Raw genomic sequence first — 12,838 nt, forward strand, 5'->3', positions numbered from 1 at the left:
TAACCTTCTTTAGAATAATTCTAAAATAGAAAGCACGGCTGCGCGCGTCAAGAGCGCGGCACGCGCGCCCTGGACTTCGCAACAACCGCAGTCGAAGGAACTGCGTCAGATCGAGAGATTGAGTGTCTTTTCCCGTTCGATATAGGCGCGCTGCTGATCGGTGATGTAGTCACGCACGATCGGGGCCGCGTCGCGCGAACGCGACAGCTGCATGTGGAATACGAGCTGGCTGCCCGTGCGGAACATCATCTCCGCGCTGATCAGGTAGAATTCCCACATCCTGGCGAAGCGCTCGTCATACATCGCGATCACCTTGTCGCGGTTCTCCTCGAAGCGCTTGCCCCAGTGCGCCAGCGTCGTAGCGTAGTGAACGCGCAGGAATTCCAGATCGGTCACCCACAGGCTGTTCTGCTCGACGACCGTGAATACCTCCGAGAGCGCCGGCGAATAGGCCCCGGGGAAGATGTATTTGCGCAGCCATGAGCTCGCCATGCCGGGCGGGCTCATATGTCCGATCGAGTGCAGCACGGCGAGCCCGTCATCCGGCATCAAAGCATTCAGCTTCTTGAAGAATTCGTCGTAGTGGTGAACGCCGACATGCTCGAACATGCCGACCGAGACGATGCGATCGAAGGGGCCATGAACGTCGCGGTAGTCCTTCAGCTCGAAACGCACGCGATCGGCCATGCCAGCTGCGCGGGCCCGTTCCGAGGCCAGCGCCTGCTGCTCCTTCGAAAGCGTCACCCCCAGCACCTCAACGTTTTCGAGCGCGGCCAGGTAGAGCGCCAGGTCACCCCAGCCGCAGCCGATGTCGAGAACCTTCATCCCCGGTTTCAGGCAAAGCTTCGCGGCGAGCAGCCTGAGCTTGTTGCGCTGCGCCGCCTCCAACGTCTCTTCGGGATCGCGGAAATAGGCGCAGGAATAGAGCATGTTCTCGTCAAGGAAGAGCTTGTAGAAATCATTGCCGAGATCGTAATGATGCGCGACGTTCTGTTGCGCCTTGCCCTTCGGGTTCGCCTGCTGGCGCTTGCGAAAGCGCATCTTGATCGCCCGCAGCACCTTCTGAATCGGATAGGAGCCGAGCGATAACCGATTGATCGAGAACAGCGTGAGGAAGTCCCGAAGCGTCGAGCCCTCCTCGAAGCGCATCGTGCCGTCCATGTAGGCCTCGCCGGCAGCGAGCTCGGCATTGAAAACCAGGCTTCGATAAAGCCGCTTGTCCGTCAGCCGCATTGTCACGCTCGGCCCGGGCTCGCCGGCAAAGACATGGCGTTTGCCCTCGGCATCGATCACCGTCAGGCTGCCCTTGCGAATGAACGCCTTCATCATATGCGATAGTGGAAACATGCAGTGCCGCGCCTCTTATCCCGCTCCAGAGGGCGGCATCCTAGCATCGCGCTAATAAAATGCGCGCCGAATTTGCAGCTACGCACCGGAAACGAAAACAGGGACGGCAGTCATCGACCACCGCCCCCGTTTGGATCTCCGTCAGGACCCAGATCAGTCCTTGGCGCGCTCGACGTAGGAGCCGTCTTCGGTCGCGATGACGACGCGGGTGCCAGCCTGAATGTGCGGCGGCACCAGGGTGCGGACGCCATTCGAAAGAACGGCCGGCTTGTAGGAAGAGGAAGCCGTCTGGCCTTTGACCACCGGTTCGGTCTCGGTAATTTCGAGAATGACGTGACGCGGCAGGTCAATGGCAATCGCGATGCCTTCATGGATCGACAACATCACGGCCATGCCCTCCTGGAGATAGGCCTTCAGATCACCGATGTCCTCGGCCGACATGACGAGCTGGTCGTAGGTCTCCGGGTTCATGAAGTGGAAGCCTTCGCCATCTTCATAAAGGAAGGTGTGCTCGCGGTCCTCGACAAAGGCGCGCTCGACCTGCTCGGTCGTGCGGTAGCGCTCGGAAACCTTCACGCCATCGGAAATGCGGCGCATGTCGACCTGCGTGACCGGCGTGCCCTTGCCCGGGTGGAAGTTCTGTGCGGTAAGCACGACATAGAGCTTGCCGTCTACGTCGAGAACGTTGCCCTTGCGGACAGAAGAAGCGATGACCTTGACCATTAGTCTTCCTTGTAACAGAGGTATGCGCGACACGGCGAGCCGGGAAACCCGGCCCTGAAAGGACGCGAAAACTTAGATTTCGCGCCGCAACTACCCTAATTTCGCGCAAATAGCCAGCCTGCGCCGGCAATGACGCGAAGAAACTGGTACGCGAAGAAACTTGGCACACGAAGAAAGTTTGGACCGACCGATCATGCCGCATGCTTCTCCCTGGTGGACACCGGATGTCCATGCCGACCGGCGGCCGTTTCTGATCGGGCGCAACCGGATCCAATCGGCGTTGCGGCGATACTTCGACGAACGGGATTTCGTCGAGGTCGACACGGCGAGCCTGCAAGTATCTCCGGGCAACGAGGCGCATCTGCATGCCTTTACAACGCAGGCGTTCGGCCACGACGGCGCCGCCCAGCCGCTCTATCTCCACACCTCGCCTGAATTCGCCTGCAAGAAACTGCTGGCTGCGGGTGAAAAGCGGATCGCCTGTTTTGCCCATGTCTATCGCAACCGCGAGCGCGGGCCGCTGCATCATCCCGAATTCACCATGCTCGAATGGTACCGCGCCGGTGAGAGCTATGAGGCGCTGATGCGCGACTGTGCCGAAATCCTCGCGCTTGCCGCCGAGACGACAGGCACGCAATCCCTCTCCTATCAGGGCAGGACCACCGATCCTTTTCTCGAACCGGAGCGGCTTTCGCTGGCCGAAGCGTTCGAGCGCTTCGCAGGCATCGACCTGCTAGCGTCGATCGCCGGGAACGGCGCGACCGATCGGGACCGGCTGGCCGCGGCCATGAGGGTTTCGGGCTTGCGCGTTGCCGACGACGACACCTGGGCTGACCTCTTCAGCCGTGTGCTCGTGGAAAAGGTCGAGCCCAATCTCGGTTTCGGCCGGCCGGCGATCCTTGACGAATATCCGGTCGCCGAGGCGGCGCTTGCCAGGCCGACAGCACCGGACCGCCGCGTCGCCGAACGCTTCGAACTCTATGTCTGCGGCGTCGAGCTTGCCAATGCCTTCGGCGAACTGACGGATGCCGCCGAGCAGCGCCGACGCTTCGAACTCGAAATGGCGGAAAAGGCGCGCGTCTATGGCGAGACCTATCCGCTCGACGAAGACTTCCTGTCGGCTCTCGCCATCATGCCCGAGGCGAGCGGCATCGCGCTCGGCTTCGACCGCCTGGTCATGCTGGCGACGGGGGCTTCGCGCATCGATCAGGTGCTATGGGCCCCGGTCGCGGAGGCAAGCGCATGACCGCCGGGCGCCCCATCAGAACGGCTCGCGAACTGGTCGACGCCGGCCTTGTCGCACCGGCGGCCGAAGAAGCGGTAGCGCGCGTGACCTCGCGCTATGCGGTCGCGATCAGTCCAACAATTGCCGACCTCATCGACCGCCAGGACACGGGTGATCCGATCGCTCGGCAGTTCGTACCCGATATAGCCGAGCTCACGCAAACGCCTGAAGAGCGCGCGGATCCGATCGGAGACGGTGCGCACAGTCCGGTTTCCGGGATCGTTCATCGCTATCCGGACCGCGTGCTGCTCAAGGCCGTGCATGTATGCCCGGTCTATTGCCGCTTCTGCTTCCGCCGCGAAATGGTCGGGCCACAGGGGCTCGGTACGATTACGCCTGCCGAGCTCGATGCGGCGATAACCTACATCGCGGAACACTCGGAGATCTGGGAAGTGATCCTCACCGGCGGCGATCCGTTCGTGCTGTCGCCGCGCCGGCTACACGAAATCATGGAGCGACTTGGCGCGATCGACCACGTCAAGATCGTCCGCTTTCACACCCGCGTGCCCGTTGTCGAACCGGGGCGCGTCGATGCCGAGCTCGTTCAGGCGCTGAAGGCCAGCGGCAAGACGACCTATGTGGCGCTCCACGCCAACCACCCGCGCGAGCTGACGCCCGAGGCGCGCGCCGCTTCTGCGCGTCTCATCGATGCGGGCATCGTCATGGTGAGCCAGTCGGTGCTCCTCAAGGGCGTCAACGACGACGCGGCCGTGCTTGCGGAGCTCATGCGCGCCTTCGTCGAGACGCGGATCAAGCCCTATTACCTGCATCACCCGGATCTTGCCCCCGGCACAAGCCATTTCCGGCTGACGATCGAGGAGGGCCAGGCGCTCGTCGCGGCGCTTCGCGGCCGCGTCTCCGGGCTCTGCCAACCCACCTATATCCTCGATATCCCCGGCGGCCACGGCAAGGCGGTCGTCGGCGCAAGCACGATCGCGGCAGAAGGCGGCGGTTGCTACACGGTCACCGACTTCCGCGGAAACGAGCACGCTTATCCGCCGAGCGGATGACCTCCCGAAACGATCTCTACAGCGCCGAACGTTCCGATCGGACGCGCTAAGATCGCTTCAGCACTTTGAATTGCCGCATGATTTTGTCCTGAAAGCGATTCCGATTTAAGGAATCATGCAGTACCCACGTCACAGGCGTCCATGGTCAATCGTCAACTGATCGCAAGCATCATTTGACTGAGCAAATGGAGACAGACCATGACCGATAGAAAAGCCGTCCGTTACGAACAGGAGATCCCGGACGTGCTCGGCGCGCTCGCCGACGTGCACAACAAAATGGACAGCCATGGCCTCGACCGGATGATCCACCATCTGGTCCAGCTTCGCGCCTCCCAGATCAACCGCTGCGGCTTCTGCGTGAAGATGCACACGAAGGAGGCCCGTGCCGATGGCGAGACGAGCGAACGGCTCGACCGCATCGTCGTCTGGGATCAGGTCGGCGATTTTTCCGAGCGCGAAAAAGCCGCGCTTGCCTGGACCGAAGCCCTGACGGAACTCGAACCAAGGACGGATTTCGCAAGCTTGCGCGCCCGTCTTCGCGAGCACTTCAGCGACAACGAGATCAGCGTCATCACCTCGACCGTGGCGATGATCAACCTTTGGAACCGCATCCAGATTTCGAGGCACTGACATGGTTCGCAACGACAAGAGCGGCATGTTCGATGAGGCGCGACCCCGCCTCCTCGGCCTTGCCTACCGCATTCTCGGCTCGCGCGCCGACGCCGAGGACGCCGTGCAGGACACGTTCCTGAAGTGGCAGGCGGCCGATCTTTCTGCGATCGAAACTCCGTCGGCCTGGCTCACCACCGCCTGCACACGTCGCTGCCTCGACCTGCTCAAGGCCGCCCATCGCAAACGCGTCGACTATGTCGGCGCGTGGCTGCCGGAACCGATCCACACCGCAAGCGACGACAATGTTGAGGAGAAACTAGCGCTCACTTCCTCGCTCACGACCGCATTCCTGCTGATGCTCGAACGGCTGACGCCCAAGGAGCGGGCAGCCTACCTGCTGCACGAGATCTTCGGTCAATCCTATGACACGATTGCCGAAACGCTCGACATGCAGGAGGCAGCCGCCCGCAAGCTGGTCTCGCGCGCAAAATCCAATATCGGCGTGGCTCAAACCCGACATACGACGCCGCGCGAACGGCAGGACGCGTTGCTCACCGCCTTCCACAAAGCCATTCACGGCGGCGATCTCGCCGGTCTCTCGGCACTGCTGTCAGCCGACGTGAAGCTGACCGCGGATGGCGGCGGCAAGGCAGCAACGGTACTCGCCACCCTTTCCGGCAAGGAAACCGTCATGACCTTCATTGCCGAGCGCCTGACCGAATACTGGTCGCATTACCGGTGGGAAACCGCACAGCTCAACGGCGGACGCGGCATCGTGCTACGGAGCGAAGGCGGCGACGACGTCGCCGCGACGGTTTCCTTCGGCTATGACGACAAAGGTCGGGTTTCCGATATTTTCATCGTCCGCAATCCGGACAAGCTCGCCCATCTCGACGAAACGGCCGTTCACTGAAATGGCCGCCGATCAACGAGGCTCAGACATGCTCGATAAGACAAAAGACGCTCCGGCCGCGTCCGACGCGGGGTGGATTACGCTTTTCTCCGGCGGGAACGCCATCCATTCGCTTGTGCTCAGCGGCGGCGTCGCCCTGCATGCGCTCAACATCTATATCGTAACGACCGTCATGCCATCGGTCGTACGGGACATCGGCGGGCTCGACTACTATGCCTGGAGCACGACGCTCTTCGTCGCCGCGTCCATTCTCGGTGCGGCGCTCTCGGCGCGGCTGCTCGATCGGGCCGGTGCCGGCGGCGCTTATGCGGTCGGCGCGCTGATCTTCGGGATTGGCTCGCTCACATGCGCCGTTGCACCAAACATGGCATTGCTGCTTGCCGGCCGCGCCATCCAGGGCTTCGGCGGCGGACTTCTCTACGCGCTTGCCTACGGCGTCATCCGCATGGTCTTTCCGGCGACGCTCTGGGCGCGTGCGATCGGGCTTATATCCGCCACCTGGGGCACGGCGACGCTCATCGGTCCCGCCGTTGGCGGTGTGTTCGCCGAATATGGCGCGTGGCGGACAGCCTTCTGGTCGCTCATGCCCTTGACGGCACTGCTCGCGGTCCTCGCCCTCTCGACCCTGCCGCGGAGGACATCGGGCACCCGCGGTCCACTACCGCTGATGCAACTCACCCTTCTCATCGGCATCGTTCTGGTGCTGTCGGTGAGCGGAACCCGCACGGCGATCGGCGAACAGATCGCCGGTGTCGGTGTTGCGCTCGTGCTCTTTGCGATGCTTGTCGCCAGCGAACGTCGCGCGGCCGCGAGGCTGCTGCCGAAAGGCGCCCTCGACCCTCGCACGCCGCTCGCCGCGCTCTATGGGACCATTGCATTCGCGATGATCGGCATGCAGCCGGAGATCTACGTTCCCTATCTGCTGCAGGAACTGCACGGGCGGTCTCCCCTGGTTGCCGGCTATATCGCTGCGCTGATGGCGCTCGGCTGGACGGCTGGATCGATGACGAGCGCCCATTGGCAAGGCGGCCGCGCACGCAAGACGATCGCCGTCGGCCCTGTCTTCGGCCTCGCCGGCCTCCTGACGATCGCCTCTTTCATGCCGGTCATCTCTGCCGGCTTCGCCGCGATCGCCTTGCCGCTTTGCCTCGGCATCGCAGCTGTCGGCTTCGGCATCGGGCTTGCGTGGCCGCACATCGTCACGGCCGTCTACGGCGCGGCGCCAGCCGGTGAAGAGGAAAAGGCGTCCGCGGCGATCACGACGGTTCAGCTCTTCGCCGCATCTCTCGGCGCAGCACTCGCCGGCATGACGGCCAACCTTGCCGGTATCGACGAGGGCACGGCGCAAGGCGCCACCTCGGCCGCGATCTGGCTCTTCGGGCTCTTCGCACTCGCACCCGCCTTGGGCATTATCGCTGCCGTAAGGGCCGGTCGTGAAACCGCAAATCGACATATGCTGAACCAAGAAATGGATTAGAGTCGGAACTCGAACATTGCGGGGATGCGCGCTCGCCGCGCGCAGCTCCGGTTTGCGAGGCCTTCTGCGGAGATGATCGAATTCATCGCCCGTCGATGTCGTTGGAGAGAGCCATGGCACCGGAGATTTGCTTCACTGGCGTCAAGGCAACGCCGCTGATCACGCTCCGGGCGAAGGCGGAGGAGAGCGCCATGCCGGACTCCGTCCTCCATGACCATTTCGCCGCCGCCGCGCTCGCGCGCATTGGCGAGGACCTTACGCACCTGAAGGTCGGCCACGACATGACGATCGCGATCGCGCTGCGCGCCTATTTGCTCGATCGCTGGACCACAGCCTTCCTCGACCGGCATCCGGATGCGACCGTCCTGCACCTCGGCTGCGGCCTCGACAGCCGCGTCTTTCGCGTCGATCCGAAACCACCGGTGCACTGGTTCGACGTCGATTTTCCCGACGTTATCGCGCTGAGGCGGCGTGTTTACCGCTGCCGCGAGAACTATGCCATGATCTCGTCCTCGATCACCAGCGAGACGTGGCTCTGCCAATGTCCATCCGACAGGCCGGCGCTGATCGTCGCCGAGGGCGTTTTGCCCTATCTGGGGCAGAACGAGGTGCCGCTGCTTCTGCGCAGGCTCGTCGGCCATTTCCCATCCGGCGAGATCGCCTTCGATGCCTATAGCCGGCTCATGACCTGGTTGCTGAGCCTCAACCCCGCGATTCGTGCGACCGGCGCTGATCTTCATTGGGCGCTCGACGATCCGGCGGAAATCGAGCGGCAGGTACCGGGCCTGACGCTGGCGGAGGACCATGCGAGCTGGAGCAATGCCGCGATTGCGCGCATGTCGCCGCCTATGCAGATCGCGCTTCAGATGCTGAAGATGACCCCGATGCTACCGCCGATGGGGCGCCTGCTTCGCTATTGGTTTTGACACGTCCGCACTGCCTGCGATGCCCCGATCGAGCAAAGGGCCGCGCGGCATGCCGGCGGCCCTTTCTCGTATCCGTGATTTCGCGGATCAGCTCTTGATCGGCGCGATCGAGATTTCGACGCGACGGTTCTGCGCGCGGCCGGCCTCGGTGGCGTTCGAAGCGATCGGCCGTTCCATGCCATAGCCCATGGTCGAGATGCGCCGCTGGTCGATGCCGCGGCTGCCGAGGTAGTTGGCAACGGACGCCGCGCGGCGCTCCGAGAGACCCTGGTTGTGGGCGGCGCTGCCGGTCGAATCGGTGTGGCCGTCGACGTCGATCAGCGTCCGGTTGAACTTGCGCAACACGATCGCGACCGAGTCGAGCGTCGGGTAGAAGGGCGGGATCACCTGGTCGCGGTCGGTCGCAAAGGTGATGTTCGACGGCATGTTGAGAATGATGCGGTCGCCCGCACGCGTCACCGAGACGCCGGTGCCCTGCAGCTGGGCGCGCAGTTCCGATTCCTGCTGGTCCATGTAATTGCCGACCAGGCCGCCGCCGAGCGCGCCGATACCGGCGCCGACAAGCGCGGCATCGCGCCGTCCTGCGGCGCTGCCGCCGACCAGAAGGCCGGTTGCGGCGCCAAGGCCCGCGCCGATCAGCGCACCGCCCGCCGTATTCGACATCTTCTGCTCTCCCGTATAGGGATCGGTGGTGGTGCATCCGGAAAGGTACACGGCCGCAATGGCCAGGATGGCGCATTTCTTGATCATCGAATCGATTGTCCCCATTGGTGCTGAAGGTGCTTCATACTATCGATTAAGGCAGGAAGATGAAGAGGCATTCCGTTCGCGCTGCAACCGGCGGAATGCACCTTTATGTTGCACGCCGGCAACGGTCGCGGCAGCCCGACAAAATGGCCGAACGCCGCCATATTGCTGTCCAGAGCACCGGATAACCGATCCTTCACATGCCCGTGCTATACGGGCCCGCTGCATGGTTTGTTGGATCGGACCGATTTAGGACAAGCCCATGCAGCAGTTCAAAGCCTTATAGCGTTCTATTGTGCCTCTGAAACGGCGCACGGTGCTGCAAGGGCGACAGAAGCGGGGATGACAAGCATGGCGGTCGAGTTCGGCGACACGGAACGCAATCTCAGCGACACGCTGAACGACATGATCGCCTCGATCAAAGGCAATACGATCACGCTCCGCGAGCTGATGATCGAGATCGGCGAGCATGGTTTTCTGCTGCTTTGCGCCTTGCTGACGCTGCCGTTCCTGATTCCCGTTTCGATTCCCGGCGTCAGCACCGTCTTTGGGGCCGCGATCATCCTTATCTCGCTGGCGATCACCCTCAACCGCCTGCCCTGGCTGCCGCAACGCATTCTCGATCGTCAGATCGAAACCGAAAAGCTCGTGCCGACCCTGAAGAAGGGGGCGGCGCTCGTTTCAAAGCTCGACCGCTTCGTGCGGCCGAGACTGCGTTTCCTGACGCAGGGCGCAGTCATGAACCGCTTCAACGGCCTTATGATCATGGCCGGCGGCGTGCTCTTGATGTTTCCGCTCGGCCTGATCCCGCTGTCGAACACGCTGCCCGGCATCGCGATCCTGCTCTTGTCGCTGGGCATCATCCAGCGCGACGGCCTGATGGTGGCCGGCGGCTATCTTTTCCTGGTCGCAACGACGATTTATTTCGCCGTGCTCGCCTATGCAGCCCTTGCGGCCGGCCAGGGACTTTCCAGCTTCTTCGTTTCGTGAGCGGCGGGCCGGCAGGAAGCAGCCACAGCCGCTTGCAGCCGTCGAAATCGGTCCGGATGCAAAGCCGGGCGATCAAAGCAATGAAATGATCTACAGCGCCGCGCGTCCAATCGGACGCGCAAAGGTCGCTGTAGCACTTTGAATTGCTGCATGATTTTGTCCTTAAATCGATTCCGATTTAAGGAATCATGCAGTAAGGCGCGAGATGCTTGTAGAAGAAAGTCGTGCCGCAATAGCGGCCGTCCGGCATCAGCGCATAGTCGGGAACCACGCCGGCGCGCAGCCAGCCGAAGCGCTCATAGATCGCCTCCGCCGGCTCGCCTGTGGCCGTATCGAGCACCAGCACCCGTCTGCCGCGCCTCATCGCTTCGATCTCCGCTCTCTCCATCAGGCGACGCGCAAGACCGAGACCGCGGGCGTCCCGATGTATGAGCAGCTTCTTGACGTCGGCGCGGTGCGGCTGGTTGGGCATCGTGCCGATCCCAAGCTGTACCGTGCCGACCGTGCGGCCGTCGACCTCGGCAACGATGAGCACGACGTCGTGCCGGGCAACCGCGGCGGCGACGCCTTCCCAGAAGGGCGAGGCATCCTTTGGCGGAAACGGCTGCATGAACCCGACCGATGCGCCGCCCTCGACGCAGTCGGAAAGGATCTCGGCGAGCGCCGGCAGGGCGGCGCGGGTTTCTTCTTCGCAGAGCACGCGGATATTTATCTCGGGCATGGCTAAACCTTGGTGCGGCAGAGAATGACGGCGTAGCGGGCCGGCTCCTCATAGGGGTTGTGAAAGACATGGGCCTCCTCCAGTCCCATGAAGAGGCAGTCTCCCGCCTCGAGCAGATGGGAGCCGTCCTCCATCGTCAGTTCGAGCCGTCCGGAGAAGAGCCAGAGGTGCTGGCTGATGCCACGGTCCGCCGGCTGGCGCTCGAAGACGACGCGGGCCCTGGGCGGAAATTCGACCTCGACGATATCGACCGGCGAGCCGACGCCTTCCGGCGAAACGGACCGGCGCAGGTAACCGCTTTCGGGATCGCGCCAGAGTCGCTGCTCTGCCCTTCTGGCGATCGGCGAACTATCTTTGACATCGAAGGCGAAGAGCGCCGAGAGCGTCGTCCCGAGCGCGCTGCAAAGCTTCGCCAGGAGCTGTGCCGTCGGGCTCGCCTCGCCGCGCTCGATGCGCGAGATCATCGCCCGGCTGACGCCGGAGCGCGTCGCGAGGTCATCCAGCGTTAGCGCCTGCTCGGTTCGCAGCTGCCGCACCCGCTCGCCAATGGCATGTTCGAGAGGATCGTTTATATTTTCCATTATCTGAGATTGCATTTCCCATATAGTGGAGTCAAGCCGTAGGGGGACCATCAAATAAATTTCGCCCATGCCGCTTTGACGACAACGCGGCGACACTTCCGGCGCTATGGTGCGGACGAACATTCAATTCGCAAAAGCGTTCTTCTTCAATAGTTTAGAAATCTCTTTTTCAGAGGGGCAGCATGGACGTCGCGCAACCCAGGCACAAATCCCCTTCGTCGCTCACGTCGATCGCCAGCATCGTCATCTCGATGACGGCAGTCGCAATCGGCAATGGGATGATGCTCGCCTATGTCCCCTTCGTGCTGACGCGGTCCGAGGCGCCGGACTGGGTCCCGGGCGCCGCGGTCACCGCCATCGCCTTCGGCGGGCTCGTCGGCTGCGTGATCGCCGGGCCGCTCATCCGCCGCGTCGGCCATGCCCGCGCCTTCTCCTGCTCCATGGCTCTCGTCATTCTCGCGGCACTGATGATCAGCCTTGGCGTCCATCCGATTCTCTGGGTGTTCGCGCGCTGCCTCTACGGCGCCGCCGGCAATACGAATTTCATCATCAGCCAGAGCTGGCTGAACCACGCCAGCGAAAACCATTGGCGCGGCAAGGCGATGGCGATGTTCTACATGGCCTATGTGATCGGTCTCGGTGCCGGCGCCTGGCTCTTCGGCCAGATCCCGGCGGACGGCAACCTTGCACCGATCATCACGATCTTCTTCACCACCATCGCGATCCTGCCGGTCGGCCTCACCCGTCTGCCGACGCCGCCAGCGCCCGCCAATGTCAGCATCGACATTCCGATGGCGTGGCGGAATTCTCCCGTCGCCTTCGTCGGCGTGCTTGCCGCCGGGGGTCTTTCCATGGTGGTGCAGGGCTTCACGCCGATCTACGCTGCCGCCAACGATGTCAGCCAGAAGGACGTGGCGGCGCTGATGTTCGTCATGCAGTTCGGGCTGATCTTCATCCAGTACCCGATGGGCGCACTCTCCGACCGGATCGACCGCCGGATCGTGCTGATCGCCACCTGCGCGCTGATCGTCGCCGCTGGTTTCGCGGCACTTAGCGTTTCCTTCGCCAATCTCATCCTGCTGATGCTGGTCTTCGCGCTCTTCGCCGGCGCCGTCGAGACGATCTACTCGATCGCCAATGCGCACGCCAACGACCGCGCCGATCCGGCCGATTTCGTGCCGCTCGCCAGCACCATGCTCGTCGCCTGGTCGACTGCCGCAACGATCGTGCCGATGCTCGTTACCATGCTTACGCCCGCCTTGGGGCAGCACACATTCATCTACGCTGCAATGACCGTGGCGGTCCTCTACGCGGTTTTCGTGTTCCTGCGCCTCGGCAGCCGCAAGAGAGTTCCGCCGCAGCTCTGCGAAGGCTTCGAACTCAAGAGCGCGCAGGTGCCGAACGCCGGCGCGCTGATCGAGGCGGAAACGCGGTCCGAATAGGCGTGCGCGGCCGCCGGACTATAGTGAACGAAGTCTTCATTTCCCGCTTTGCGCCGCCTGATCG

The 12,838-nt window shown here is 62.9% G+C and carries 13 protein-coding genes; 8 read left to right on the forward strand and 5 right to left on the reverse strand.

Annotation, left to right across the window (positions count from 1 at the left end):
• Positions 1–105 precede the first annotated feature (105 nt).
• Together ILFOPFJJ_RS14565 and efp are read right to left on the reverse strand one after the other, a co-directional pair.
• The gene (locus ILFOPFJJ_RS14565; protein WP_173511232.1) at positions 106–1,347 is read right to left on the reverse strand and encodes an SAM-dependent methyltransferase; all 1,242 of its coding nucleotides are present in this window, start codon (positions 1,345–1,347) and stop codon (positions 106–108) included.
• Positions 1,348–1,500: 153 nt separating this feature from the next.
• Positions 1,501–2,070, reverse strand: coding sequence for an elongation factor P (gene efp / locus ILFOPFJJ_RS14570; RefSeq protein WP_028002239.1), 570 nt, complete (start codon positions 2,068–2,070; stop codon positions 1,501–1,503).
• A 193-nt stretch (positions 2,071–2,263) separates the two neighbouring features.
• Here efp and epmA point away from each other — a divergent pair, with 193 nt between their 5' ends.
• From epmA to ILFOPFJJ_RS14600, 6 genes are all read left to right on the forward strand, one after another.
• Entirely contained in the window at positions 2,264–3,316 is a 1,053-nt protein-coding gene (gene epmA / locus ILFOPFJJ_RS14575) for an EF-P lysine aminoacylase EpmA (protein WP_173511233.1), read from the forward strand.
• The gene (locus tag ILFOPFJJ_RS14580) at positions 3,313–4,365 is read left to right on the forward strand and encodes a lysine-2,3-aminomutase-like protein (RefSeq protein ID WP_173511234.1); all 1,053 of its coding nucleotides are present in this window, start codon (positions 3,313–3,315) and stop codon (positions 4,363–4,365) included. Before epmA ends, ILFOPFJJ_RS14580 begins: the two co-directional genes overlap by 4 nt.
• Positions 4,366–4,563: 198 nt before the next feature.
• On the forward strand, positions 4,564–4,995 hold the full coding sequence (locus tag ILFOPFJJ_RS14585) for a carboxymuconolactone decarboxylase family protein (protein ID WP_173511235.1): 432 nt from the start codon (positions 4,564–4,566) through the stop codon (positions 4,993–4,995).
• 1 nt (position 4,996) lies between these two features.
• Positions 4,997–5,890 carry an RNA polymerase sigma factor SigJ gene (gene sigJ / locus ILFOPFJJ_RS14590; RefSeq protein WP_173511236.1) on the forward strand — a complete coding sequence of 298 codons (894 nt, stop codon included), beginning with the start codon at positions 4,997–4,999 and terminating at the stop codon, positions 5,888–5,890.
• A 28-nt stretch (positions 5,891–5,918) separates the two neighbouring features.
• On the forward strand, positions 5,919–7,367 hold the full coding sequence (locus ILFOPFJJ_RS14595) for an MFS transporter (protein WP_173511237.1): 1,449 nt from the start codon (positions 5,919–5,921) through the stop codon (positions 7,365–7,367).
• A 113-nt stretch (positions 7,368–7,480) separates the two neighbouring features.
• Positions 7,481–8,293 carry a class I SAM-dependent methyltransferase gene (locus tag ILFOPFJJ_RS14600; RefSeq protein ID WP_173511238.1) on the forward strand — a complete coding sequence of 271 codons (813 nt, stop codon included), beginning with the start codon at positions 7,481–7,483 and terminating at the stop codon, positions 8,291–8,293.
• Between the two features lie 87 nt (positions 8,294–8,380).
• Here ILFOPFJJ_RS14600 and ILFOPFJJ_RS14605 read toward each other — a convergent pair whose 3' ends face one another.
• Positions 8,381–9,043, reverse strand: coding sequence for a YiaD family glycine zipper/OmpA-like lipoprotein (locus tag ILFOPFJJ_RS14605; protein WP_173511239.1), 663 nt, complete (start codon positions 9,041–9,043; stop codon positions 8,381–8,383).
• Positions 9,044–9,391: 348 nt separating this feature from the next.
• Here ILFOPFJJ_RS14605 and ILFOPFJJ_RS14610 point away from each other — a divergent pair, with 348 nt between their 5' ends.
• Positions 9,392–10,030 (forward strand): exopolysaccharide biosynthesis protein, encoded by a 639-nt coding sequence (locus ILFOPFJJ_RS14610; protein ID WP_173511240.1) that lies wholly within the window; start codon positions 9,392–9,394, stop codon positions 10,028–10,030.
• Positions 10,031–10,208: 178 nt separating this feature from the next.
• On the opposite strand, the gene ILFOPFJJ_RS14615 is transcribed toward ILFOPFJJ_RS14610, so the two are convergent.
• Positions 10,209–10,751 (reverse strand): GNAT family N-acetyltransferase, encoded by a 543-nt coding sequence (locus tag ILFOPFJJ_RS14615; protein ID WP_173511241.1) that lies wholly within the window; start codon positions 10,749–10,751, stop codon positions 10,209–10,211.
• A gap of 2 nt (positions 10,752–10,753) precedes the next feature.
• On the reverse strand, positions 10,754–11,332 hold the full coding sequence (locus tag ILFOPFJJ_RS14620; RefSeq protein WP_210267415.1) for a helix-turn-helix domain-containing protein: 579 nt from the start codon (positions 11,330–11,332) through the stop codon (positions 10,754–10,756).
• Between the two features lie 182 nt (positions 11,333–11,514).
• Here ILFOPFJJ_RS14620 and ILFOPFJJ_RS14625 point away from each other — a divergent pair, with 182 nt between their 5' ends.
• Positions 11,515–12,774, forward strand: a complete 1,260-nt coding sequence (locus ILFOPFJJ_RS14625; RefSeq protein ID WP_173511243.1) for an MFS transporter — start codon at positions 11,515–11,517, stop codon at positions 12,772–12,774.
• The last annotated feature ends 64 nt before the right edge of the window (positions 12,775–12,838 follow it).

Origin of the sequence: Sinorhizobium psoraleae, from assembly GCF_013283645.1 — a bacterium.
Taxonomy (GTDB): domain Bacteria; phylum Pseudomonadota; class Alphaproteobacteria; order Rhizobiales; family Rhizobiaceae; genus Sinorhizobium; species Sinorhizobium psoraleae.

Coding starts and splice junctions, on each gene's coding strand:
- ILFOPFJJ_RS14580 (WP_173511234.1), top strand. CDS start 3,313: ATGACCGCCGGGCGCCCCATCAGAACGGCTCGCGAACTGGTCGACGCC.
- ILFOPFJJ_RS14620 (WP_210267415.1), bottom strand. CDS start 11,332: ATGGAAAATATAAACGATCCTCTCGAACATGCCATTGGCGAGCGGGTG.
- epmA (WP_173511233.1), top strand. CDS start 2,264: ATGCCGCATGCTTCTCCCTGGTGGACACCGGATGTCCATGCCGACCGG.
- ILFOPFJJ_RS14605 (WP_173511239.1), bottom strand. CDS start 9,043: ATGATCAAGAAATGCGCCATCCTGGCCATTGCGGCCGTGTACCTTTCC.
- ILFOPFJJ_RS14595 (WP_173511237.1), top strand. CDS start 5,919: ATGCTCGATAAGACAAAAGACGCTCCGGCCGCGTCCGACGCGGGGTGG.
- ILFOPFJJ_RS14610 (WP_173511240.1), top strand. CDS start 9,392: ATGGCGGTCGAGTTCGGCGACACGGAACGCAATCTCAGCGACACGCTG.
- sigJ (WP_173511236.1), top strand. CDS start 4,997: ATGGTTCGCAACGACAAGAGCGGCATGTTCGATGAGGCGCGACCCCGC.
- efp (WP_028002239.1), bottom strand. CDS start 2,070: ATGGTCAAGGTCATCGCTTCTTCTGTCCGCAAGGGCAACGTTCTCGAC.
- ILFOPFJJ_RS14585 (WP_173511235.1), top strand. CDS start 4,564: ATGACCGATAGAAAAGCCGTCCGTTACGAACAGGAGATCCCGGACGTG.
- ILFOPFJJ_RS14565 (WP_173511232.1), bottom strand. CDS start 1,347: ATGTTTCCACTATCGCATATGATGAAGGCGTTCATTCGCAAGGGCAGC.
- ILFOPFJJ_RS14625 (WP_173511243.1), top strand. CDS start 11,515: ATGGACGTCGCGCAACCCAGGCACAAATCCCCTTCGTCGCTCACGTCG.
- ILFOPFJJ_RS14600 (WP_173511238.1), top strand. CDS start 7,481: ATGGCACCGGAGATTTGCTTCACTGGCGTCAAGGCAACGCCGCTGATC.
- ILFOPFJJ_RS14615 (WP_173511241.1), bottom strand. CDS start 10,751: ATGCCCGAGATAAATATCCGCGTGCTCTGCGAAGAAGAAACCCGCGCC.